Annotated in this window: 15 protein-coding genes; 6 read left to right on the forward strand and 9 right to left on the reverse strand. The window is 43.6% G+C overall.

Annotated elements, in window-relative coordinates:
• Window positions 1-109: 109 nt before the first annotated feature.
• On the forward strand, window positions 110-1,162 hold the full coding sequence (locus I3257_RS04665; protein ID WP_238048966.1) for a TRAP transporter substrate-binding protein: 1,053 nt from the start codon (window positions 110-112) through the stop codon (window positions 1,160-1,162).
• Window positions 1,163-1,248: 86 nt separating this feature from the next.
• On the opposite strand, the gene I3257_RS04670 is transcribed toward I3257_RS04665, so the two are convergent.
• Entirely contained in the window at window positions 1,249-2,136 is an 888-nt protein-coding gene (locus tag I3257_RS04670) for an IclR family transcriptional regulator (RefSeq protein ID WP_227678110.1), read from the reverse strand.
• 142 nt (window positions 2,137-2,278) lie between these two features.
• Between I3257_RS04670 and maiA the strand changes: the two genes are divergently transcribed.
• Window positions 2,279-2,926, forward strand: a complete 648-nt coding sequence (gene maiA, locus I3257_RS04675; RefSeq protein WP_238048997.1) for a maleylacetoacetate isomerase — start codon at window positions 2,279-2,281, stop codon at window positions 2,924-2,926.
• Between the two features lie 368 nt (window positions 2,927-3,294).
• Entirely contained in the window at window positions 3,295-4,476 is a 1,182-nt protein-coding gene (locus I3257_RS04680; RefSeq protein ID WP_238048967.1) for an acyl-CoA dehydrogenase family protein, read from the forward strand.
• Window positions 4,477-4,739: 263 nt separating this feature from the next.
• Here I3257_RS04680 and I3257_RS04685 read toward each other — a convergent pair whose 3' ends face one another.
• From I3257_RS04685 to I3257_RS14220, 3 genes are all read right to left on the reverse strand, one after another.
• Entirely contained in the window at window positions 4,740-9,977 is a 5,238-nt protein-coding gene (locus tag I3257_RS04685) for a YadA-like family protein (RefSeq protein ID WP_238048968.1), read from the reverse strand.
• Window positions 9,978-10,394: 417 nt separating this feature from the next.
• Window positions 10,395-12,035, reverse strand: coding sequence for an ATP-binding protein (locus tag I3257_RS04690; RefSeq protein WP_238048969.1), 1,641 nt, complete (start codon window positions 12,033-12,035; stop codon window positions 10,395-10,397).
• A 14-nt stretch (window positions 12,036-12,049) separates the two neighbouring features.
• Window positions 12,050-12,748, reverse strand: a complete 699-nt coding sequence (locus tag I3257_RS14220; RefSeq protein WP_238048970.1) for a response regulator transcription factor — start codon at window positions 12,746-12,748, stop codon at window positions 12,050-12,052.
• Between the two features lie 267 nt (window positions 12,749-13,015).
• Here I3257_RS14220 and I3257_RS04700 point away from each other — a divergent pair, with 267 nt between their 5' ends.
• On the forward strand, window positions 13,016-13,537 hold the full coding sequence (locus I3257_RS04700) for a Spy/CpxP family protein refolding chaperone (RefSeq protein ID WP_238048971.1): 522 nt from the start codon (window positions 13,016-13,018) through the stop codon (window positions 13,535-13,537).
• 119 nt (window positions 13,538-13,656) lie between these two features.
• Here the strand turns inward: I3257_RS04700 and I3257_RS04705 are convergent, their stop codons facing one another.
• The 3 genes from I3257_RS04705 to I3257_RS04715 are packed head-to-tail and all read right to left on the reverse strand — an operon-like array spanning window position 13,657 to window position 18,226.
• On the reverse strand, window positions 13,657-14,499 hold the full coding sequence (locus I3257_RS04705) for an exonuclease domain-containing protein (protein WP_238048972.1): 843 nt from the start codon (window positions 14,497-14,499) through the stop codon (window positions 13,657-13,659).
• Between the two features lie 44 nt (window positions 14,500-14,543).
• Window positions 14,544-16,181, reverse strand: coding sequence for a hypothetical protein (locus I3257_RS04710; RefSeq protein WP_238048973.1), 1,638 nt, complete (start codon window positions 16,179-16,181; stop codon window positions 14,544-14,546).
• 44 nt (window positions 16,182-16,225) lie between these two features.
• Window positions 16,226-18,226 carry a hypothetical protein gene (locus tag I3257_RS04715; RefSeq protein ID WP_238048974.1) on the reverse strand — a complete coding sequence of 667 codons (2,001 nt, stop codon included), beginning with the start codon at window positions 18,224-18,226 and terminating at the stop codon, window positions 16,226-16,228.
• 180 nt (window positions 18,227-18,406) lie between these two features.
• Between I3257_RS04715 and ggt the strand changes: the two genes are divergently transcribed.
• Window positions 18,407-20,353: a gamma-glutamyltransferase gene (gene ggt / locus I3257_RS04720; RefSeq protein ID WP_238048975.1), complete on the forward strand. Its 1,947-nt coding sequence runs from the start codon at window positions 18,407-18,409 to the stop codon at window positions 20,351-20,353.
• Window positions 20,354-20,447: 94 nt separating this feature from the next.
• Here ggt and I3257_RS04725 read toward each other — a convergent pair whose 3' ends face one another.
• Together I3257_RS04725 and I3257_RS04730 are read right to left on the reverse strand one after the other, a co-directional pair.
• On the reverse strand, window positions 20,448-21,122 hold the full coding sequence (locus I3257_RS04725) for a restriction endonuclease (RefSeq protein WP_238048976.1): 675 nt from the start codon (window positions 21,120-21,122) through the stop codon (window positions 20,448-20,450).
• Window positions 21,123-21,238: 116 nt separating this feature from the next.
• Window positions 21,239-21,496 carry a hypothetical protein gene (locus I3257_RS04730; RefSeq protein ID WP_238048977.1) on the reverse strand — a complete coding sequence of 86 codons (258 nt, stop codon included), beginning with the start codon at window positions 21,494-21,496 and terminating at the stop codon, window positions 21,239-21,241.
• A 353-nt stretch (window positions 21,497-21,849) separates the two neighbouring features.
• On the opposite strand from I3257_RS04730, the gene dnaE reads away from it, so the two are divergent.
• Window positions 21,850-25,560 carry a DNA polymerase III subunit alpha gene (dnaE, locus tag I3257_RS04735; protein WP_238048978.1) on the forward strand — a complete coding sequence of 1,237 codons (3,711 nt, stop codon included), beginning with the start codon at window positions 21,850-21,852 and terminating at the stop codon, window positions 25,558-25,560.
• Window positions 25,561-25,698: the final 138 nt, after the last annotated feature.

A 25,698-nucleotide genomic window follows, 5' to 3' on the forward strand; every position in this document is an offset into this window, starting at 1 on the left:
ATTAATTAGGGCGTGCCATCATTTTAAAACCACTAAATGTATCAATATACTAATTGATGATACGTCCTAGGTAGCGAACAATATCTAACCATCATGAAAGGATTCAATGATGAAAATAAAAACCCCTTTAGGAATACTCTTCGCTGCCTCGATTGCGATGACTGGCTGCTCCAATAACGATCAAGCGGTCAGCGCTGATGTAGATACAGGCGATGTGACTACTCTAAGATTCTCACACTTTATGACTGCCAATGACAACATAAACACCGAAGCATTGCAGCCATGGGCAAAGAAAATCGAAGAAGAATCAAAAGGCCGCTTAAAGATTGAGATCTACCCTTCGGCTACTCTTAGCAAACCGGGCGCTACCTATGATGCTACCGCGAAAGGTATCGTTGATATTGGTATGCAAGCGCAAGGATATACAGCAGGGCGATTTCCTTTAACTCAAATTGTAGAGCTGCCAGGTATCACCAATACTGCACAGCAGCAGAGCTGCATACTTCATAAACTGTATGATGATGGTGTCATTAAAAATGAGTACGAAGATACTCACCTGCTAGCGCTGATAGGCACTGGACAAGGCGCTCTGCATACTGTAGATAAGCCTATTCGCACGCCAGCTGATATGAAAGGTTTGCGTATTCGCCAACCTTCTGCGGTTGCCAGTCACATTATCGAAGCGACTGGCGCGGCGCCCGTTGGCATGCCTGCCAGTGATACTTATACTTCCCTTCAACGCGGTGTCATTGACGGACTTAGTTTTACTTGGCAGCCCATTCAAGCATTTAGTCTTGATGAGTTAATCAATACGCACACCAACATTCCTTTTTATAACTCTACTTTTGTTATCAGTATGAATAAAGAGAAATACGACAATTTGCCCGATGATCTCAAGAAAGTAATTGATAATAATTCAGGTGCCGAGATGGCAGCACGTGTCTCCAAAGTATTTGACGTCAGTAACGCCAAAGCAATGGCCGCAGCCAAAGAAAAAGGCGATATCATGATCGATATCCCTGACCCACTCAATGACCCAGACTGGAAAGGTCCATTAATGGAAGGCTCGCAGCACTATCTAGATGAAGTCAATGCCACTGGTCTAGATGCTAATAATGTATACGAAAAAGCAAAAGCAGCAAGTAGCGCCTGCATGGTCTAAAGGTTGAATATCATTAAATGATATTCAACCTTTACGCGATAGCCGGTCAATTTATATGATTAAAACTTATATAGTAAAAATACCAGCTACGCAATTTGATAACGCTGCGCGATTGCTAGAATTTGCTCAACCACGTTGTGTTGCTCACTCATAGGCAATTGCTGTGTCGTTCCAATGATAGTGATGGCGTATTCTAGTGGTAGTCCTTTGCTAGCAGTTTTGCCACTAACAGCCGATAGATTAACAGCGCTATTAACAAACGGCGGCACTATGACAGGAATCGTAATGGCATTAATACCCATGAGCATATCACCCGTCACTGTCGCATAGCCTTGGGTACGAATCTTGGCTTGCAAGTGACTGAAATTCTGCCATTTTTCTGTGATTATTGCTTCATTGTCTGTCTGCCATTCAGCTGTGACCAATGGCTGAATGACGGCATCTGGCTGATAACTGGCAAATAATTGCCCCGTCGCCGATGTCGTCAGCGGCATACGTGAACCGATACGAGTGATAATACTAATCGGACTATCTGGTTCAACGGACTGAATAATAATAGGACCTTCGCTAAACCATTTGGCAATCTGCACACCGCAATTCAGGGTGTCTTTGATTTCATTAGCGATGTGCGTTAGCCGCTCTAAAATATTGTTTTGACTAAACCCAGAGTGCCCCAATGCTGCCAATGTGTTAATCCTATCGCCTAGCCCGTAGCGACCATCATCAAGCTTACGCGCATAGTTTTTACGAATAAGACTGACCAAATAGCGGTGACACTTTGCTGGATGCATTTGCATCACTTGCGCAATATCTTTTAGCATCATCGGCTCGTTATGATCAATAAGAACGTCTAATACCGACAAGCCAATCTCCAGTGACTGGACGCCACTTTGACTTTTATTGGTTGTCACGGGATTTTCTAAAGGGTTTTCAGCTGCTGGCATGTTTTGCTCAATGAGTAATTTACTTGGCATATTAATCTAATATATTCATGAAAAACTGAAATGAAGAGGTAACGTCATAAGAGTTCTTTAATTGTATAACATACATTTCGTATTATTAATTATAACCGCTTATCTCATTCACAACCTACCATAATAAAAGGAATTCACAATGATGACACTTTATGGCTACTTTCGCAGCAGCACCTCGTATCGTACTCGTATCGCGATGAATCTCAAAGGCTTAGATTATGATTATATTTCGGTCAATTTAGCAAAAGATGAGCAGTTAGCAGATACGTTTAAATCACTCAATCCACAAGGATTAGTGCCTGTTTTACAGACTGATAATTTATTACTATATCAAAGCCCAGCCATTTTAGAATGGTTAGAAGAGGTTCATCCTAAAAACCCGCTATTGCCTAAAGACGCGGCTGGACGTATGCAAGTACGTGCCATTAGCGCTATGATTGGTTGTGATATTCATCCTATTAATAATCGCCGTATCTTACAATATCTACGCAATGAGCTGACGGTAGACGAAGAAAAAGTCATGGCGTGGTGCAACCGTTGGATGAGTGAGGGCTTTGCGGCGTTAGAAAAAATACTAGCAAAAGACAAAAGCCGTGGAAAATTTTGCTACGGTGACAGTCCTACTTTTGCAGATTGCTATTTGATTCCTCAGGTCTCTTCGGCGCGACGTTTTAACGTGGATTTAAGTGCCTATCCCAATATCGTCGAAATTGACACGCATTGCCGTACGTTCAAAGCATTTGCCGACGCTGATCCTAGTATGCAGCCTGATGCGCCCAAGTCTCAATAAATAATCAAAAGGGTGCTTTCAGTAAGGGTGTTTTACTATTAAATGACTAGAAAATTAAATGATTAGAGAATTTAATAACGAAACGCCCTTATAATTTCTGGGCTCAGGGCTCAGACAAAGCAATCAAAACGAATGACTGCCTGAAAATAGACAAAGCATCGATACTCTTAAGCCAAATACAGCATTCAATATTTCATCGAATCATCACTTCCACTTTTTATCTCAATATAATATTCCATATATTCAAATTATTGGTTGTATAGCAGTCAACTGTTGGCTATTCTTGGTATAGGCGTTGTTATATCTCAAATTTAGAATTGATTTTAGATAAACATACTGTTTTATTCATTAAAATAAGGTTGGATATTATGAGTTATACACCTTTATCAAATAACAAAGACGCTCTACCATCCCATGCCGCTCAAGATATTTATGATTTAGCCCTATCGGCTAGAGAAGAAACAGAAACCTGTAGAAAAATTGCACCGACAGTGGTCAAAAAACTGTCAGAGTTGTCGCTATTTAAGATGGGACTGCCAAAATCGTTGGGAGGATGGCAAGGCAATCCTGTGGAAACGTTAAAGGTTTATGAGACGCTAGCCAGTGCTGAAGCCTCAGTTGCTTGGATCGTTTGGAACAATCATTTGGCCTGCACATTTGGACGGTTTTTAGACGAGCCTAGTATGCAGGAGATATACAGTGACCCCTCTCATGTCTATGCCAACTCAGCTCGCCCTGAAGGGATTGCTAAACAAACCGCTGAAGGATATACGGTCTCAGGTCGATGGACGTTAGTATCAGGTTGTGAATTGGCAGACTGGTTTGTGCTGCGCTGCTTGGTAATATCCGAAGGCGCGCCTACGACCCTTGGACCGGGTGCAAACTTAAAGCTGTTCTTTATTCCAAAAGAAGATGTGGAAGTGATTGATACTTGGCATGTTGGTGGACTAAATGGTACAGGCAGTCACGACATCGTCATCAAAGACGCGTTTGTGCAGGAGCGTTATGCGGTCGATTTTGATAGCCCTGTCGCCATCGATAATGTGTATAGTCGCCTACCAATCGGTTGTATTAATGCCGCTGGCTGTGCAGCGATGGCACTAGGTGTCTTAAAAGCAGCGACAGACGAGTTAATCCAAATTTGCCTTGAGAAAGTAACGCCCGGTAAAAGCCCAGATTTACGTGATCGTGCAGCGGTGCAAGCGACTATCGCTAAAAGCAAAACACTATTAGCGTCTAGGCGCGCACAACTACACAATAGTGTCGAGATATTATGGAACGAAGCACAGCAACAGAATGCCTTTACCGATATACAGCTGGCTGATGTGTGGTCAGCAGCCTGTGAGGCAGCGAGAGAAGCCAGAGCCATGGTATCGGAGATTTATGCGGTCGCTGGTACGGTCTCGCTATATAAAAAACATAGAATAGAAAGAGCGCATCGAGACATTCATGCTATTTTACAACATGGTATCGTGCAGCCACATTGGATGGAGCAAGCTGGCATGGCTTATGTCGGATTGACCCCAAATGCAGCCATGTTCAGAGTATAGAATTGCTTTTATAAAAATAAATAAGCCCTCATAGAATGAGGGCTTATTATCGCTTGGCTATTGAGCCAAAGAAAAACAAATCATTGGTAAAAATCATATAGTGACTACCAAATAGTGATTACCAAATAGTGACTACCAAATCATCACGCTGAAAACGTCTTCATGCTCATGTCATAAAAAAGCAAGGCATCTGATGTCTTGCTTTTTTATGACTAATTTTTATAATTAACAAATCACTTTACTTGATAGTAGGCTTGATTGCTTTAATCAAAATGGAAGCCTGCACCAATCGAGCCGCCAGCATTACCTTGGGTATCAGCGGTGCCGTTTACCTTCATGACCCAACGACCATCATTGGATAACTTCGAGAAGCCAATAGCAACTGCACTTTCCCCATTGTACGTTCCTATACCGCCACCGATTAAGGATTTACCAGCGATGTAAGCTTGCGGTAGTGAAGACATTGCCATGGCGGCTGAGATACCAGCATTTGCATCGTCTTCGACTTCACCAATTTTATAACCTAGCTCATTCATGTTGTTGCCAAGTCTTTGACTAACAGCATCTAATTGACCCATATTCACAGCGTCTCTGGGTGCCATGCCATCAGCCACATCAGTGATCTTGTTACCAGCAGCGTTGATACCGCTTGCAGTCATACTAGGACCACCGACAATGCTGACACCATTATTATTGATTGTCGTATTGCCAGTTTTGACGCTATCGATATTAATATTACCGTTTAGATCAAACTTAATACTACTGCCTGCTGCTGTTGTGGTGATGTTATTACCACCTGTGAAGGTGAGGACACTGCCATCGCCTACTGGTTTGTTGATGGTAGCACCGCTATCAGCACCAAAATTGAGACCCGCATCTATTTTATCCTTGTTCACTTTGATATTGGTCGTATTAGTGTCGATGTTTGTTTTATTCGTGGCAATATTCGTGGTATTGGTTTGGATATTGGTAGTGTTGGCTTGGATGTTTTCATTGATAACGATTTCTCCTTGCTTAATAGAAGCAATCGCACCGTCGATACTATTTTGACCAGTACCACCAATATTACTATTGGTAAAGGTACCATCTACAGGATTGTAGACTGTCTCACCGCCAATGATACTACTGATGCCACTACCTTGTGCATAGAGCTGACCACCATTGATAGCATCTTTGCTACCTTCAGAGACATCGCCGTTCACAACGTTTGTAATCTTAGTGTCAGCAGCATTGATGCCCGCTTTGGTGACACTAGGTCCACCTGTAATAGTCAGTCCATTATTATTCATAATGGTATCACCCGTCGTTACGCTATCTAAATTCAGGTCTGGATTTAAATCGAAGCTAATGTCATTGACGCCTGCCAATGGTGCAGCAGCACGTAGGCCAGCACTAACATTATTGTCCGCTGATCTAGACACTTTAATATTACCATCTGTACTGTTCAAATCGATGGCGCTGCCTTGTTTGATCATAGTGGCAACATCACCCTGAGCCGTTAGTCCCCAACCTTGATCAAGGGCAAACGTCGTGGCGTTCAACTGTCCGACAGTCGCCGCATCTGTATCTGCAATACCAGCAGCTACATTGGTGATTCTGTTAAAACCATTGTCAAGACCACTACTGCTCAGTCTAACCGTTCTACCCGGACCATTATCGGTAAAGGTAAAGCCATTACTATTCATAATGCTATTACCAATCTGCATGCTACCCTCATTGCCTAAATTCAACTGGTTATTCAGTTTCACCTGAACACCCGTTGCCGAGGCTGTCGTCGTAATGTTGCTATCACCAGTGACGTTGATGGTATCACCTAAAGCAAACTGCTGGTCGTTGGCACTATTGCCATCACCGATTTTGATGCCTTTAGCCACGAGACTATTGGTTGCTGACAATTGGTCGAAGTTTACCGCATCCTTACCTGTGGTCGCTTCTGCAACGTTAGTAATTTTATTGCCACCGTTGTTTAGACCATTGGCTGAGATGCTGACACCGCTACCAAAGTTTGCGCTGTTAAGACCAGTTAAATCTTTCGCAAGTTTCACGGTCAATGTGCTGGTACCGTCAGCAACGACGCCAATGTTGTTGCCATTTGACAAGTCACTTGCCACGGTCGCGCCACCTTTGACTGTCAGCTTGTCACCAAGCTGACGATTAACGGTAGTACCCGTGTCACCATCGAAATCAAAACCTTTATCGATGGTCGTGGTCGTGGCTTGTAGTTGACCAAAGTTTACGGCATCGCTGGCTATTGTACCGTTAGCGACATTAGTAATTTGATTGCCACCATTGTCCAGCCCACTATTACTAAGTCTGACCGTTTGATTAGTCCCACCCGTGAATGTGACACCATCAGCGTTGACGACTGTAGTTCCTGTGGTCAAGCTGGTTGAGACTAAATCGGCAGCAGTAGCAATTTTGATACCGCCATTGTCAGCGGTCAAGACAATATTATCACCAGTAATAAAGTTGGCTGTATTATTGTCTTTATCCAAAGTCTTGACATCAGCACCATTGATTTGTGTCACTACCGTTTGCATCGCACTATCGGCTTTTACCAAGCTTGCCTTACTACCTTCGCTTAGGTCAACTTGATAGTCGGTGATATTGGTATCAGGATCTTTGACACTAGTGCTAACTGTTAGTGCATTAGCATCTGCAGTAGAAACACTGGTGCCATTGGCATTGACAGTATAGACATCCTGTCCAGTATCGCTATCGGTTGAAAAGTCAACACTGGCAACATTCGTACCTTTAACTACTTTGGTTCTCGCTTCTGCGGCTGCCATTTGTACATCACCGATGTTTGCTGCATTGGTTTCTGTTGTGCCACCGCTAGCCACTCCTGAGATGACTTTATCACCTGCGTTGATACCAGTAGATGAGATACTAACGCCGCTATTAAAGCTTGCGCTATTCAGACCTGTTAAGTTGTTGGCTAAGCCAAGTTTGATTCCATCACTCGTTGATAAGCCAGTGGTAGTTAAATTGCTGTCTGTATCAAACTTAATTTCTTCACCCAAGGCAAAGGTTTTTTTGAGAGTGCCGCCGCTACTTGCATCATTCACATTAAACTTGATGCCTTTAGCAATATTGTCAGTGTTGGTGCCAATATTGGTGGTATTGGTTGAGATGTTGTTAGTATTGGACGTGACATTAGTATTAGTCGTTTCTAACTGACTAAAATTCACCGCATCTTTTGCGTTAACCCCATCATCAACGTTAATAACTCTCTTATTACCCGCATTGACCCCGCTTTTGGTGATGCTTGGACCATTTAAAATGGTCAGACCATTACTGGTTAACGTGGCATTGGTAGGGTTAAATATGCTTCCACCCGTTACCGTGACACCTGCACCACTAACGGTAGTGACGCCAGTAAGCACGCCGCCAGTGACAATACCTAGACCATTGACCGTTGTGCCATTTAGCAAGTTACCTGTGCTAACGCTGCCTGTTGTACCTAGGTTTAAGTTGTCATTGAGCTCAACTTCAATTTTGCCATTTTTTACTCGGGTGTCGATGTTGCTGTTAGAGCCAACCACCTCAACGGCTTGTCCCAATGGTTTCTGTACTGTATTACCATCAGCAGCTTTTAGCGCAAAGCCCTTGTTAATAGTCGTGGTATTATTTCCCACCGCTTCATTGGTCGCATACAATTGACTACCATTCACTGCATCTGTACTAGCCGCAGTGACAGCTCCACCAGCGACGTTTTTGATCTGACGCTCAGATCCTACTACGCCCACGGATACTTGCGCACCCTCTCGTAGCATGCCCTTATCATCAATGACATTACCGGCGATATCATATACCACGCCACCAACTGTCATCGTCTTTTCAGAGCTTGCACTTGTTGCTGTTGTTGAGCCTGCACCTAAAGAGACTGAACCATCTTTGCTCGCTGATGCGCCAACACCGAACGCTGAAGAAGCAGTTCCCGAGGTATTGGAATGAACACCAATGGCTGTAGACAGATCACCTTTAGACAGCGATTTTGCACCAATAGCTATCGACGCAGCACCTCCAGCTTCGGTATTGACATCGTACTGATTAGTTTCTACCAAATCTTTACCTACGTAGGATTTGAAAACATCATTAACTGTGCCATTATTTAGTGGTGACAGCGGACTACCATCGATATTGGTTTTCGATGCAAAATTTAGGTCATCACCGCCTATTGCGATAGACGATGCCCCTCTAGACACGACGTTAGCACCGATAGCAATCGATTGCTCACCACTTGCCATCGTCTGTTGCCCAAATTCTGAGCTGCCAATCGCAATGGTTTGGCTGCCTGTGGCTTTTGCATTTCCGCCCAGCGCCATGGCGTTATAACCTGTCGCTCCGTCGTTATTAGCATTACCGACAGCAGCTGAGTCCACGCTATAATACTTGGTTTTATTATTAGCGACAGTATTCGACAGCCCCGTTAGCTGAGCCACATTGACAGCATCACTGTCACTGCTACCTGCTGCGACGTTTACAATCTGACGGTTGCCACCCGCTGCTCCTGTTCCTACAGAGACCGCGCCAAGTGTAACGCTATCCGTTGCTTGGATGACTGAGCTATCTGCTCCTACTGGCACAAAACCACTGGCACCACCAGCACGATTTGCAATAGAGTTTGAACCTAATGCTATGCCATTTACTGCGTTAGATCGAGAGCCGACACCAAAAGCAAGACTGTTATCAGCAGTCGCTTTTGCATTACTACCAAAGGCAATCGTATCATTGCCAACTGCTTGAGTTTGTCCATTCGCTCTATAACCTACATTTGCTTGATCAGCCACTGTACCTGCATTTTCAAAATCAGTTGAACCAATCGCAATACCACGTTTGCCTGAGGCAAGTGCTGAATGACCAACAGCAAGAGAGCCTTGACCCGTTGCTGATGAGACATTACCAATAGCCTGAGCAAAGTCAGCAGTCGCTGCCGATTGACGTCCAAGCGCTAACGAGGTATTTCCATTAGAATACGCTGCCGCCCCAATTGCCACAGATGACCGACCAATGGCTTTTGCTTGAGTGCCTAGAGCAGTAGCGACGTCACCGGCTTCTGTCCCAGTGCCAATGGCGGTACTACCAGAGTTGTTTTGTGAACCACCCGTCCAAGTAAATGACGGATTGCCTCTATCGACCAGATTGAAGTTTTGCCCAGCGTCCGCTTCACAGCCAATGGCAACCGAATAGCTGCCTTCAGCATTCGCTTCAGTACTGTTTGTATTACAAGAAGAAATTGCCGTACCAGATCCCGTACCACCGCCGACATTCACTTGTGCAAAAGCTTGCGGTGACATTGTAAATCCAGCCGCCAGCATCCCTATGGCGATCGTGGATAGTCGGAAAAATTGGGTAGAAGAAAGATTAGAAGTCGTATTGATGGTCGCGTTTGCGCTCACGCTAGATTTGGAAGATTTGCCGCGCCCCTTTGCATATTCACCAACTGCGGTAAAACAGCTCAAGGCTTCATTCCATATTACTTTATAGATGCGGTTCATAGTGTGCACTCCCTTACAGACTGGTCAGATTTAAAAATCAGAGATAATATCCATCTTGCAGAGAGTCGATATCACAAAATAAAACACGTTATCGGCGGATAACGATTAAATGTTTTTTGTTCATTATTTATCTTGTTAACCAACAACTAACACTTTTTATCTTGAAAAGCCCTAATCGCTCTCTCTATATATTAGTATTACCGAATATATAGAGAGAGACAATGCCGCTCATCGGGCATTTGTTACCGTTCATCCAATTATATAACAAAAAATGAATATATAGATGTTTTTTGCTCCTTGCTTATATTGAATGCTCCCACTTTTTTGAAATAATCCGCTTTGAAACTTAATAAAACACACGCTTATACACACACTTTAGAGATGTTTTAAGCGCGTGTTCGCCACTTTATGCTGCTCTTAGTCCCCTTCAGAGTTAACAGGCAATGTTATTTGCATCACCAGCCCTTGGATATCATCTTGGCGATTATAGACATGAATCTGACCCTTGTGTGCCATTACCACGGCATGAACGATTGCCAGCCCCAAACCATAACCCCCCGTTTCACGATGGCGAGCCGAGTCAAGCCGTACAAAGGGCTGAAAAATACGCGCCAAGTCCTTATCCGCGATGCCACCACCCTCGTCTGTGATGCTGATTTGAAGTGCAGGCTTATTGCCTTCCATCTCCACTTTCTTAATGTCAGCAATGACTGTTGAATCAGAGGCCGTATGCATAAAAGCATTACGAATGACATTTTCAAGCGCACTATGCAGCTGTTCTTGGTTGCCAAGCACAGTCCAAGGCGTTGTTGAATCAGTGGTAGATGAAGCGTCTGCCACCAATGCATGACTCGGCTGCCATTGCCAACGCACATTTTTATGCTGAAACTCAAAGCAAACGTCTTGTCCAATTTCACTAATGATGTCAGAAATATCAACCGCTTCGTTTTCTATATTGTCGATGGTATATTGCTGCATTTGTAGAGATTGAATATGAATGATTTGCTCAATCAACTCATTCATCCGCGCCGACTCTTTATCTATACGGTCGAGATAACGACTGGCATTCGGTGCAAAGTCGCGAGTCAGCTCAGTCGCAACGTCTAGACGTGCCAGTGGCGATCGTAGCTCGTGCGAGATATCACTGAGCATCTGTTTGCGTGCCAGCTCACTCTCAGCCAACCGTTTTGATAGTTTAGCCACATCTTTCGCGAGTAAACCAAGCTCATCATCTCCCATTTTTGATAGGTCTGGATGGGTCTGATAATCGCCATCAATCATACGGTGTACGGTATTTTGTACACGGCGGATACGCTGAGTCATTGTACGGCTCAGCCAAATACAAACCAAGACGCTAAAAACGAGAATAAATAGCAAACGTATGGGAAAATTGCCACGTTGCAGCGCCATAACATCAGCAAAACGCAAATGCGGACGTAATTGTATAATGACAGACTGCTCATCTGGTAAGACGACCGTCACATCAGCCAGCTCAGGGCGACTGTCGAAATCAGCTAGCGTAGCGCTATTTGGCATCATCGGTTGCAGAATATGGTTTAAGAATAACGACTTATCATTCGACATTTTATTATCATCGTGACTATTAATCCTGTTATTGTCCACATTGGGCTGAGCTGCCATTGATTGCATTGATGGTTGCCCTACTTCACGCCGACTACCCTGCATACCTTTTTGCCTACGCTCATCTCTATTGCGATAACGCGGAAATATAATCGCCCCTTCTTCATCGTAAACACTTATCTGATTCATGAGTTGACGGTCCTGACGATACATCTGCTTAACTGTACTTAAATCACCCGCTCTTAATGCCTCAACCATTTCTTGACGCTTAATCAATAAACTATCAATTTGTAAGTTCATGCGAGCCGTTAGTGCTTTTTCGACCAGCCAACGCTCCACCATGATCGATAAAATAGAGGTGATTATAATTGTTAATAATAGACTTAGAAACAAACGCCAAAATAGTGTGATTCGCACTTTAAACTTTGGTGTTTGCTTAAGCGTTTTATGGTTAATAGCTTTCTTGGAAGCGTTCATCGATGAGTCCATCATTATAATACCAGCTGATAACCTTTACCACGAACCGCTTTAATCGGCTCATCATGAAAAGGTTGGAGTTTTTTGCGGAGTCGTGAGACATGCACATCAAGGCTACGATCGAAAGGCTGTAATTCGCGTTGTAAGACATGCTCTGACAGCCATGCTTTACTTACGACCTCGCCTTTTTGTTTCAGTAGCGCAACCAACAAATCAAACTCTGTCCCCGTCACTTGTAGCTCTACCCCATCTATCTGACAAAGCCGCTGGTTTTGATCCAGATGCAAACGGCTCTCTGGTAGCGGCGTATGCTCTGATATCGCTGCGCTGGTGCGTTTGATGACGGCATTGATACGCGCCAGCAGCTCCCTAGGATTGCAGGGTTTGGTAATATAATCATCAGCACCAAGTTCAAGCCCAATGATACGATCAATCTCCTCCCCTTTTGCCGTCAGCATAATGACAGGGATATCACTGATATTGGGCAATTGACGCAAGACACTCAATCCATCGATTTTTGGCATCATAATATCTAGCACTAACAGGTCGTAAGCAGCAGCGCCATTAAGCACATTATTGCTCGCAGTTTTGAGTTTATGTATGACAGCCTCACCATCGTGAACGCAGTCGCATGTCACCCCATGATTGTGCAAGTATTCTTGTAACAATTGGGTCAACTCTTCGTCATCATCGCCTAGTAGTATGTGTGGCACATCTTTCTCCTTAAGCGTTAAATCGCTTTATTGGCCATATTATCAGTCAATTGCTTATCGATTCGCTATAAACGTTACCTTTCTTAATACTTCATAAATGTTCGTAACCTCTAACTGTCGTAATATAGCGTTTATCAGCGACAAATACTGATAACAAGCTGTGATAGATAGTGGCTATCCGGGACACTTACCACTCATAAGCTGATCAGATAAAAACTGACTTTTTCGCAACCAATAACGTATGCACCATAAATTAAGGTAATGATGATGAAAAAATTATTAATGGGCTCAGTATTAGCAATGTCTAGCATTTTCACCGTAACGGCTTGTACCAGTGTTAATGCAACCACTGATACCACACCAACGACCAGTAAAATGCAGCATAAAGATAGCATGAAAAAAGGCGGCATGAGAGGTCCAATGTCGCAACTAGATCTAACAGCAAAGCAACAAGCGCAAATCAAAGCCATCATGCAAGCACAACACGGCGATCGTAAAGCTGACCGTACAAAAAACAAATTGGAACGGGCGCAAATGCAGCAACAGATGCAAGCATTGACTAATAGTAGCACTCTAAATACAGCCGCAGTTAATCGCTTAGCTGATCAGCAAGCGGCTAAAACCAAGCAGCGCTTCATTGAGCGAGTACAGACTCAACATGCTATCTCTCAAGTATTGACTGCTGAGCAACGCGCAAAACTCGCTACATTAAAAGCTGAAAAAATGGCGAAAGGTCATAAAGGCTCAGAGCACGGTAAAATGCATGGCAAACACCACCAAGGCATGTAATTCGTCATTAATAGGCTATTTTGCATTCATTCTGAATGTCCTATAAGACTGATTATGAACACATAAAAAAGCGCATCGTATAAACGGTGCGCTTTTTAGTTTTAATGTTGAGGTTCACATTACTTTGATATTTTAATTAACTGTAAAAAGGCGCGCTCTTCAAGAATTTTGGTATCTAAACCACTCTGAATCAGCTCTTCTACTTTGCGATGCTTACTGCTTTTTTCATGACCAGCAAGCAACGTTAAATCTTGAACACCAACCACAAGATAATCTAATGTCTTCGAAGCACCCGCTTTAACATTAAAACCATTTTTGGCCGCTATCTCAGCAATATCTGCGCGACTGATACTAAGATTGCCTGTAAAGCAGATATTGAGTCCTGCATATTGCCCCGACTCATCTCCAACTTTTGTGATATGGCTGGGGTAACTTCTACCGTTTGTGCGTGGTTGCTGAGGATAATTACGACTGTATTGACTATCTTTTACCCAATCATGAATGGATAAACCATTTTCTCTAAGAATGGTTACGATTATAAAGCCACATGCTTTGGCATCTTCTAGCGCGTCATGATGGTCAAACCGATAATTCCATTCTCTACAAACATTCGCCAGATTATAACCTTTGACCGAAAAGCGCTGACACGCCTTACGTACCAATACCGTGGCATCGACCCACTGTAGCTCTGGTATTGGTAATTTGTGAAGTTCTAGACTTTTTGTCAACGCTCTTTGATCAAAATTGGTATAGCTAACGACAACGTTTTCACCGATAAATTTTAATATTTTTCCATAAATGTCATACATAGACGGTGCATCTTTTACCATACTACTGGTAATACCATGCACCTCTATATTTTGACGACTAAAAGACGTCTGCGGTAAATTAGCCAAGCCTATTTGACAAATAGACCCTACGTCGCTGTTTGCAGTTTCAACGTCAATGGTCACAAAATTCACTAGCTCGTCCTCAATGTCATAGATTTAGTCTGATTTAGTTTTGTTTATTCAATCGCTCCAAACTTCTCTTCAACCATTGGCATGACACTAAACATCATTTTGCCCATTGCAGTACCATTGCCATCACGATAGTACTGCATTAATTCTCTACCATACTCGCGCATATCAATACTATTACTGGCATTAGGCACTTGCACATCACTTGGTAAATTGGGAAATACCATGTTTTTGGCGCTGATAGCGGAATACTGCTGCAAAACATCTATGACCATGTTCTTACTAGCGGCAGTTTCGCTCGGAAGCTCACTGCGCATATGCTGCCATTTGAGCTGACCACGCTTATCAAATCCATACAACTCTTGCGTATCTACATTTGATAGTATTGCACTTTCTGCCGTCTTTTCTTTTGCCTCTGCCATTGATTCCTCTACTGGCTCACTGCCACTATCCATGCCACTCTTTATCATTGCCAACATTTGCTGCACTAACGCTTTACTGGTAAATTTCTTAGCATTTGTGTCGCTTGCCTCGTAAGGCTCACTTTCTTTAACCAGTTCTGGATATCGCTGACTTAGCCGCGCGTAGATGATACGCATATAATCTTGATAAAACTGCTCATAACTCTCAGCGCTTTGTACACGGCGAATAACTTGGTTACTTGCTAGCATTGCTGGTAGCTGATGCGCGGGTAACTTGGGAGAGAGCGATGCTAGCGTATTAGGGGCGACATAATCAAACTGGCTAATAGGTGCGGCATCAAATGTGGCATCTAACGCGGCAAAGTGGCTTTTTATCAACTCACTACCAAAGCCTTTGGGTAAGGTGCCATCATCAATGGCTAGCTTTAACCATTTGTTGCGCCACTTTGTGCCGAGCTTATCGTCTAATAGCTCTGAATTAAACATCGCAAAATTATCTGCCCATAGATAAATATTACCGTTTTTCAAATCCAGATAAATCGGCTGATTGATACTGCTTTGATGATTGCGTGCTTGATACTGCACGCTCGCCAACATCGTCGCCTTGCCAGCCATCGGTTGATAGACGCCTTGCGCATTGATAGACAGCGGCTTTAGCACATAAGCATCTAGCAACTTTGCTTTTTTGATATCTTGCGCTGTCGATCGGTCGTCGTAATTATCAAACAACTGTTGGTAAAACGCTGGCACATTGATTTCACTATCATATTTACTCTCTACCCATGCCTCATAGGCATCCGTACACTCAAGATAAGTGTCTTTGAGCACCGTTCGCTGAGCATCATAATCTGCCGCCAAAATATCTTTATTTTGCGCTTCTGCTTGGGTAATTAAGGTGGCATACGCTTGATCGTGTATGTCTTCGCAGTATTCATCGATATAAACTGAGGCGACTGGCGCTTTGTCATCTATTTCCATATTTATATCGCTAAACTGCTGCTCGTTACTGATCTCCAGATTGCTATGGTAACTAAAAGACTGTCGGCGCTGTTTCTGTAACGCAGTCGCCAACGCTGTCTTTGCTGCCACTGGCGTTTGCTTAGCAGTCATAGCATTGGATTGGTCAAGACTGGTAGATTGGCAGCCCGTTAATAACAATGCCCCTGTGACTAATGCACCAGCAAATAGGCGATTGCCATTAAGAACTGACGCAAGGCTCGCTGACGGAAGACGACTTGCAATGATTTGATGTGCTTTTTTCATTTTTTATCCTTAATAAATATAGGCTTGAACATGACAAGATAGCGTTATTGACCGTCTACCCTGTTGTCAGCATCATCTGCAACATCGTCTTCGATATCAGTGTCATCTTGACTATCAACAATGTCATATTCTGCTGCCTCATAGCCGCTATCACCATCTGCATAATCGCTACCATAGTCATCATCATTGTAATCATCACTACTCCCACTATAGTCATAGCGGGCATCACGTGCCGTTTGCAGTCTGTCTTTTTGTTGGCGTTGCTCTGCTATCCATGCGTTGCCATCGATAGCGGCTTTAGCATTTGGGCCAAAAGACTCGGTCAACAAAGGCGTTAGTACATGTTTATTAAAACTGCTTTTATCATAGCGTACTTGATTCAGCACGCTGGTTGTCGAACCCATCAAATCGCCACCGATATTTACCCGTTGCTGCTTAGCAAGCAGGCGATCTGAGCGGTCTAAATAATAGTAATTTATCTGATTAAAAGATATCGGACCGATGGCTTCAATTAGCTGCAAAAGCGAACCTACATCCGCACTTTGGTAGCCTTTATTGTATAGCTGCACTTTCGCAAGCGCAGTTTTTAGCATAGCGCCATCAGGATATTTCTGTGGATTGGCATCGACATAATCCTGTAGCGACTTTGTCATGTATTTTAGGGTTTTGCCGATCATCTCACCGCTTTGCTTGCTGCCAAAATAGACTTTTACCGCTTGGCTCGCCCCGACTTCTTTGGCAAAAGCATCACTGCGAATATCTACCGCGCTAAAATGCTCAGGCGCTAGCTCTGCCATGCTGCTCTGTATGGCAGCAATGGCGGCATCGTAAAGCACTGCTGGCGGCAGCTGCGCGGTAATACTCTCAGGCAACCCAAAACTAACGGTATGTGAGGTCATTTGGTTAGGTAAAGGGGTGTTTTCAGGATTAACAAGCGCCACAATAGGCATGATTGCCGATGGGTCTACCGTAACTGTACTATGGTTAAAATCGAACGCTAGCGGTATCTGTATGGATGAGGCAATCGTCGGCGTCACATAGTCATAGCTATAGACGCTCTGTAGTTGTCGCTGTTTGGGTTTGTACTGACTGACACTATTAAACGTTAAATTTTGATATTGATAAGCATTTGACGCAGCTATCTGTTCCGGCGTGCGATGGAACATACTCAGCATTTGACCAATGACGCCCGTAGATGTTGCTGATTGGCTACCTTGTTCTACATCCTCTGGTTCTTGTTTAGCCGTTTGTATGGCTTCATACTGCTCTATCATGCTTTTTGGGTTTAATTTTGATAACTTTGAAAAAGCACTGTCTGATTCATAATCATCGGTGTCATAGTTCCCTTCGCCGTAACTCTCTGATTGATAGTCACTGCGACTATAACCGTTTTCGTCATAGTTAACATCCTCTACAACACAGACTTCATAAGCGTCATCGTCCTCATTGTCATTGCATTTATTCGACTCTGCACTTACCGCTGCTAACTCTGCCATAGCCTCAGTTTGCCTGTCCTCATAATCACTTTCATCATAGTCACCGTCAGGCTTATAAACATAAGCTTCTATAATCGTTCTAAGTAAGCTACTAGAGCCTGCATCAATGCTGTCTGGATCAATAAAAGGTACCGCTTGATAATTGGCTTGCGCGACTGCCACGTGCTCTGTTGCCAGATGCTGACGAATAGCCGACAGTAAGTGAGACTTTGCTTGATTGTCAGTATTAGGATATTTTTCTTGGTCAAATAATTGCTGATAACGCTCAGATTTGGCTGTGAGGCTGGCATTAAATGCGCGTCCTTGTGCTTGGCTCTGCGCGCTATCAGCGGTACTAAAATCAATCATACTTTTTGATGCCGCAGGCGACGATACCGCTGGGCTTGATTGACAGCCCAAAAGGGCCAGAGACGTAGTGCCAACCAGCAAGGCGATAGACGTCAATTTACCTGCCTGATATACATGGTCGTTATTATTGATAGACGAATGATGACTCGTCATCTCAGAGTAGCACTGTCGATTATGATTATTAATATGATTTGATGACATAGTAATCTCTTTGTATAAATAGCCAGTCTATAATTAGTGTACATTAGTACCATTATTTATATCACAATGCGTTACAATTTAGTAATATTAGCGACTGTTTCTTAATAAAATATTTAGATTTTTTTATACAAAACAACTTTCTCACTACTGCTTTCTCGCCCAAGTAAAAAGGACTTTACAATGCCAACCTCGATATCAAAAAACAACATACGCACTGCTGACAATAATCCTCAAAGTAGAGCAAATATTAAAGCGGCTATTTTGTTAATCAGTAGCACATTTTTAGTATCACTATCTGCTCACGCGCTTGAGCCGACAACCAATCAATCAACTACTATCAACCAAACATCGATTAACACTAGCGCCATCAATCTCGCGATTATGGCTGATAATCCTACTGTAATATCTGAAACTCAGCGTGTGACAAGAGCCAAAACCACTGCCCTCACTTCCACGATTAACAATGCCAATACCGATCAAGCCATTTATTCTGAAGATGCGATTCATCACCCTGTTTGGGCAAAGAACGGCATGGTCGCCACCCAAGAAGCCCTCGCCTCTGATATTGGACTCAAGATTTTAAAAGACGGTGGTAATGCGGTTGATGCTGGCGTCGCCGTTGGCTTTGCCTTAGCAGTAACTTTGCCGCGCGCAGGCAACATTGGTGGTGGTGGATTTATGATGATTTATGATGCCAAGCAAGGCAAAACGGTGGCACTCGATTACCGTGAAAAAGCGCCGAGTAGCGCCTCGCGTGATATGTATCTCGATGAGGATGGCAATGCGGTCAGCGACTTGTCTCGTTATCACGGTCTAGCAGTTGGCGTACCGGGAACGGTCGCAGGATTACTTAAAGCGTTAGAAGATCATGGCACCATGAGCCGCGGACAAGTGATGGCACCTGCAATTGCCTTAGCTGAGAACGGTATAGAGGTGACTGCGGGTCTGTCTGAGTCACTCACAGCATTAAGCGATCGCATGCAAAAATGGCCAAGCACCAAAAAGATATTCTTTAAACCTGATGGCAGCGCCTATCAACCCGGTGAGCGTTTAAAACAGCCTGAATTGGCAAAATCGCTTAAGCTGATTGCCGCAAAAGGCGCCGATGGATTCTATAAAGGAGAAACCGCAAGTAAGTTGGTCAAAGCGGTCAATGAGGCTGGCGGTAGCATGAGCTTACAGGATTTAGCCAACTATGAAGCCATCGCTCGCGAGCCAGTCAAAGGCGATTATCGTGGTTATGAGATTGTCTCGATGCCACCGCCGTCTTCTGGTGGTATTCATATCGTGCAGATTTTAAATATCCTAGAAGGTTATCCACTAAAAGACTACGGTCAAAACAGCGCACAAACCATTCATTTAATGGCTGAAGCAATGCAGTTGGCTTATGCGGATCGCGCAGAGTATTTAGGTGATTCTGACTTTATCGATGTGCCTGCCAGCGGTTTAGCTTCTCAGGCTTATGCGGATAAACTACGCACCTTAATCAATCCAGACAAAGCCACACCAGCGTCTACTATCAAAGCCAACAACCCTCTACCCTATGAGAGTGATCAGACCACGCATTTCTCTGTTGTCGATAAAGAGGGCAATGCGATAGCCAATACTTATACGCTGAACTTTTCTTATGGCACAGGTCTTGTCGCTGAAGGTACGGGGATATTGCTCAATAATGAGATGGATGATTTTTCTGCCAAACCGGGTGTGCCTAATGGTTATGGCTTATTGGGCGGTGAAGCAAATGCCGTTGAAGGCAATAAGCGCCCATTATCTTCTATGAGTCCGACCCTTGTCTTTAAAGACAGTAAACCATATATCGTCACGGGTAGCCCTGGTGGTAGCCGCATCATTACCACTGTCACCCAAATAATCTCGAATGTCATCGATCATGATATGAATATTGCTGAGGCCACTCACGCACCGCGTATCCATGACCAATGGCTGCCTGATGAGATTCGGGTCGAAAAAGCACTGAATATTGATACGGTTAAAAAGCTTGAGTCAATGGGTCATACAGTCAGTCCAAAATCAGCCATGGGCTCAACGCAATCAATTATGTTGACTCCAAATGGTGTTTACGGTTCTTCTGATCCACGTATCGTTGATGCAGCGGTAGTTGGGTATTAATTTGATTTTTACTTGATATGTATAAATAAAAAACGCTCTCTATCATAATAAAGAGCGTTTTTTTAATAGATATGAAAAGTATTGAAAGATACCATCAATACAACTTGATCTTGTTGAAGAAGTCATTGTCTAATAACAATTTCGGTCTGGCATTAACCTCTTTTAGACCCACCTTATGTTGCATCATAAGCTCTATGAGATTCATTTGATCGATGAGTATCAGACTGTGCGAATCCGTAGCATTGGCATATTCCTGCGCAGGCTTGGTAAAGCTTGTCGTGGTAATAAACAAGCCATGATGATTGGTTTTTTGTGGTGGATAAGCCCCTATGAAGTTTCTCAAATCGCCATTAGATATATTATTACCGGCACTATATAATTTGGCTTGAATATAATAGTTATGCACCTCACCATCTGGGAAATCCTGAATAATCAGCCCATCAATGCCATTGTCATTCGAGCGCCCAGTATGACGCGAGGTCAAATTACTCTCAGGACTTTCAATCTCTAAAGATCGTTCAATCATTTTTAGGCAAAACCACTCAAACTGCAAAGGTGACAAGCTTTCAAGCTGTGCCATAATCATATCAGGCGTTACTTTGACAAAATCATTGCCCACAGTGGCATCTGCATAATTGTTCATAAACATAGACGTTCGGCGCTGAGTTTCTTCTATCAAATGATTAATAAGTGCATCGCCGTTTTTACCATAAGCCGCAATATTGACTTTTTGCAGATCAGCAAAGGCTTTATTATCAAAACGGGTCAAGTTAGCAATATAATCACTATTTGGAATGCCTTCGTTAATGTATTGAGTAAAATTGTTTCCTGCTAACCAAAAATAGACTTTGCCAAACGGGTCTAAACGTATGATGTTTTTAGGCGTTACTTTTTCATCAAAAGTAATAAAATTAGATCAACGATGTCATCATAGCAAGGTGAGCCATTATGACACTCATGGCGTATATCATAATTACTCATGTAATTGATTTCTTTATGACCATTGACAATTTGTGCTAACTTTTCAAACTCTCTATAAAATACCGTGCGACCAACGGTGTTCCGCGTACTCAAATTTTTTATGGTTTGTATACCCGCATTTAACATGTCACCAAATGCTGGCAGCTTCGTAATGTTACTCATAATATTATCGTCTTTGTTTGATTACATGAACATTATTGTGTGAAATAAGGCGTCAAATGGGCTTTGTTTCGCAATAACTTAAGGACAAATGTTTATGCTACCAACTATTGAGACAAAACACAGCAAAATTTCACCTTTATAAATAAGAAAAACAAATCCTCTCACTCAGATTAAACCCTTTGAATCAGTGGCTGTCTACGGCAAATAATGCTATTATTGACGACCCCATTTAAAACGTATCAACATGGCTATCGAGGTCTTATTTACCTTTGAACATCCATATAAATAACGGATAAACATCCTTTATTTTATCGATAGCTTATTGCTTTTGATCGTACTAGTAAGAGTCTTTTATGGCATTTGTACACCTTGGCATCCACAGCGAATATTCAATCACTGATTCTATCGTGCGTATCAAGCCGCTAGTGAAAGCTGCGGCGGCTGACCATCAGCGCGCGCTGGCATTGACCGATTTGTCCAATTTGTATGCCACAGTGAAGTTTTATCGTGCCTGCCTAGGTGCGGGTATCAAGCCCATTATCGGCAGTGAAGTCATCATGGAAAATGAAGACACTCGGCTCACCCTACTTGCGATGGACAACGAGGGCTATCAAAATATCACTCGTATCGTATCGCTTGGCTTTACCGAAGGGCGCGCCGACGATGCCAATCATGGTGTACCAGTGGTCAAGCGCAGTCATATTCTAGCGCATGCGGCAGGCGTGATTGTCTTGTTTACGGAAAAATCCGATGTCGGGCAGGCACTGGTCGGCTCAATGCCAGAAAAAGCCGATGAGCTGCTAATAGAATGGCAAGCGCAATTTGCTGATCGCTTATATTTTGCGATTAAGCGTACCAATCGCTCAGGTGAAGACGCCTTTATTAAAGCGGCTATTCACTCTGGTGCTAAGCATCATATTCCTATCATTGCTCACAATGACGTGCGTTTCCTAGAGCAGGATGATTTCGATGCTCACGAAGCGCGGGTTTGTATCGCAGGCTCCTACGTACTTGCCGACCAAAATCGCCCGCAAACTTATTCCGATGCGCAATATCTTAAAACCCAAGCGCAAATGCAGCAGCTATTTGCTGATATTCCGCAGGTTATCGACAATACTTTGCACTTAGCAAGCCGCTGTAATGTGACGTTGACGCTTGGTATCAATGTCCTGCCTGACTTTCCTGTGCCTGAAGGTGAGACGATTGAATCGTTTTTCCGTGCAGAATCAATCCGTGGGCTTAATAATCGACTAGATAAACTATTTCCCATCGAAAAACGTAGCGATAATTGGAGCGAGTTTCGCCAAAGATATGATGACCGCTTAGAGTATGAGCTAAAAGTTATTCTTTCAATGGGTTTTCCTGGTTACTTCCTCATCGTCATGGACTTTATCCGCTGGGCAAAAGCCAATGGCGTACCAGTCGGTCCTGGTCGTGGTTCTGGTGCAGGCTCGCTCGTTGCTTATTCGCTCAATATTACCGACCTCGACCCTATTCATTACGACTTATTATTTGAGCGCTTTTTGAATCCCGAGCGTGTGTCCATGCCCGATTTCGATATTGACTTCTGTATCGAAGGTCGCGACCGCGTTATTGATTATGTGGCGCAAACCTATGGTCGTGAAGCGGTCTCGCAAATCATTACCTTTGGTACGATGGCAGCAAAAGCGGTGGTACGTGATGTCGCGCGCGCGCAAAGTAAATCCTATTTCCTTGCCAGCAAAATGTCGAAACTGATACCTAAAACACCGGGGATTACCCTCAGTCAAGCGCTTGAACAAGAGCCGCAGCTCAAAGACTTAATCTCCAATCCTGACAACATGGATTACGAAGATGCCACTGAAGTGTGGGAGATGGCGATTAAGCTTGAAGGTATTTGCCGGAACGTGGGTAAACATGCTGGTGGTGTATTGATTGCGCCGCACAGAATCACAGATTTTAGCGCGATTTATTGTGATGATGAAGGTCACCGTGTCAGCCAGTTTGATAAAGATGATGTTGAAGCGGTTGGGCTAGTAAAATTTGACTTTTTGGGTCTACGTAACTTGACGGTGATTGATGCCGCTGTCAGAAATATCAATCTGCGCCGTGCCAAAGAAGGCAAAGATGCGTTGGTATTAGAAGACCTACCGTTAGATGATAAAAAAGCCTACAAGCTCTTGCAAGATGCCAAGACCACTGCCGTCTTTCAGCTAGAAAGTATGGGCATGAAAAAGTATCTGGCGAAATTGCAACCGACCAACATCGAAGATGTGATCGCCATGTGTGCGCTTTATCGCCCAGGCCCACTCGATGCGGGCATGGTAGAGATGTATATCGACCGCAAACATGGTCGTGAGGAAGTCATCTATGACCATCCCAATCTTGAGCCGATTTTAGAAAATACCAATGGCGTTATTGTCTATCAAGAACAAGTCATGCAAATCTCGCAGGTGATGGCGGGCTATAGCTTGGGCGGCGCGGATATGCTTCGCCGGGCGATGGGTAAAAAGAAACCTGAAGAAATGGCTAAGCAGCGCGATATCTTCATCACGGGTGCAACAGAGCAAGGTATTGATGAGGCGACGTCAGGTGGTGTGTTTGATTTGATGGAGAAGTTCGCCGGTTACGGTTTTAACCGCTCACATTCTGCCGCATATGGCGTGCTCGCTTATCAGACCGCATACCTAAAACAGTATTACCCTGCTGAATTTATGGCGGCGGTATTAACTTCCGATATGAATAACACAGATAACGTGGTGTTCTTTATCAATGACTGCCGTGAAAACTTTGATTTGACCGTGGTTAATCCATCGGTAAATCGCAGTGAATGGCATTTCGTTGCCGATACCCCAACCAATATCATTTATGGCTTGGGTGCGATTAAAGGCGTTGGTGAAGGCGCGGTCGAGTCTATCGTTGATGCACGCCGCCGTGAAGGACCGTTTAAAGACCTATATGATTTTTGTCGCCGCGTTGATATCAAAAAGGTTAATAAACGCACCCTTGAAGGGCTGATAAACGCGGGATGTTTTGATGACTTTGCAGCTACCCTGCGACCAGATTTACCAGCCGATGAAGCGTACGAGATTCGCGGCGCATTAATGAGTCAGCTGCCAAGTGCCGTACAAGCGGCTGAACAAGACCGTCAAAACCGCGAAATCGGCATGATGGATTTGTTTGGTGAAATGGATGGTGTCGTCGCCGCGCCGCCACTGGTCATGACGCCAGAGCTAATCTGGGGTGATAAACATCGTTTAAAAGCAGAAAAGAACACGTTAGGATTGTATTTGACGGGTCATCCAATCAATGAATACTTGGATGAGTTAAAACACTATACCTCAGGCACTCGTCTCGATAAACTGACTGACACGGGCTATAACGGTAGCTGTTATTTCGCCGGATTGATTATTGATATTGCCAACTTTGGTAATCGTAATGTCATTATCTTAGACGATGGTACATCAAGGTTGGAGGTCAGTTGCTATGCCGAGCGTTTCAATCGTGTCAAAGAACAGTTGAAAATTGATGAAGTCGTCATCATCAAAGGCAGCATTCGTGAGCGTGATGGGCGTTTATTTGCCCGTCTTGATAGTGCCATGAGCATGGTCGATGCGCGCCTAAGATGGATGAAAAAAATCAGTATCAAAATTCATGGCAGCGATATCAATCTGCTGACGCGACTGCAACCGTTACTCAAGTCTGCACAAGCCAGCATTATTCCAACACCAAAACTGTCTCATGACAACGAGCAAGACGAGCAAAGTGGCAGCTTTAATGGCAACAGTGGCTACGATGCTGCGATGGGCGGAAGTTTATATGATGAAAATGGCAATGATTTATTGGCACTAGAAAATAACATAAATCAAAATAGTGCTAATCAAAGTTATGCCAATAATGCTTTGAGCAATACCGATGCCTCCATTAATGATAATTGTCTGCCACTGGGACTGAGCATTTATGAGGAATTTGGCATCGCTAACGTAGGGCTATCTGAGCACTGGCGCATCTACCCCAACGATGACAACTTACAGCAATTAAAGAATATGGTTAGTGAAGACAATTTGCATTTCCATTATAGCTAGGGCGTATCCTCATTTTAAAAATGGTGATAAAAATGAGATAAATTGCCGTCAAACAAGGAAGATAGCGCCGTTAATATCGAGATATTGATAAGCTATTGACGATGTTTAACAAAATTTAGCCCATTTAGAGAGTAATTG

This window comes from Psychrobacter sp. Ps7 (assembly GCF_022129225.1).
Taxonomy (GTDB): Bacteria; Pseudomonadota; Gammaproteobacteria; order Pseudomonadales; family Moraxellaceae; genus Psychrobacter; species Psychrobacter immobilis_A.

Coding starts and splice junctions, on each gene's coding strand:
- I3257_RS04665 (WP_238048966.1), top strand. CDS start 110: ATGAAAATAAAAACCCCTTTAGGAATACTCTTCGCTGCCTCGATTGCG.
- I3257_RS04670 (WP_227678110.1), bottom strand. CDS start 2,136: ATGCCAAGTAAATTACTCATTGAGCAAAACATGCCAGCAGCTGAAAAC.
- maiA (WP_238048997.1), top strand. CDS start 2,279: ATGACACTTTATGGCTACTTTCGCAGCAGCACCTCGTATCGTACTCGT.
- I3257_RS04680 (WP_238048967.1), top strand. CDS start 3,295: ATGAGTTATACACCTTTATCAAATAACAAAGACGCTCTACCATCCCAT.
- I3257_RS04685 (WP_238048968.1), bottom strand. CDS start 9,977: ATGAACCGCATCTATAAAGTAATATGGAATGAAGCCTTGAGCTGTTTT.
- I3257_RS04690 (WP_238048969.1), bottom strand. CDS start 12,035: ATGAACGCTTCCAAGAAAGCTATTAACCATAAAACGCTTAAGCAAACA.
- I3257_RS04700 (WP_238048971.1), top strand. CDS start 13,016: ATGAAAAAATTATTAATGGGCTCAGTATTAGCAATGTCTAGCATTTTC.
- I3257_RS04710 (WP_238048973.1), bottom strand. CDS start 16,181: ATGAAAAAAGCACATCAAATCATTGCAAGTCGTCTTCCGTCAGCGAGC.
- I3257_RS04715 (WP_238048974.1), bottom strand. CDS start 18,226: ATGTCATCAAATCATATTAATAATCATAATCGACAGTGCTACTCTGAG.
- ggt (WP_238048975.1), top strand. CDS start 18,407: ATGCCAACCTCGATATCAAAAAACAACATACGCACTGCTGACAATAAT.
- I3257_RS04730 (WP_238048977.1), bottom strand. CDS start 21,496: ATGAGTAACATTACGAAGCTGCCAGCATTTGGTGACATGTTAAATGCG.
- dnaE (WP_238048978.1), top strand. CDS start 21,850: ATGGCATTTGTACACCTTGGCATCCACAGCGAATATTCAATCACTGAT.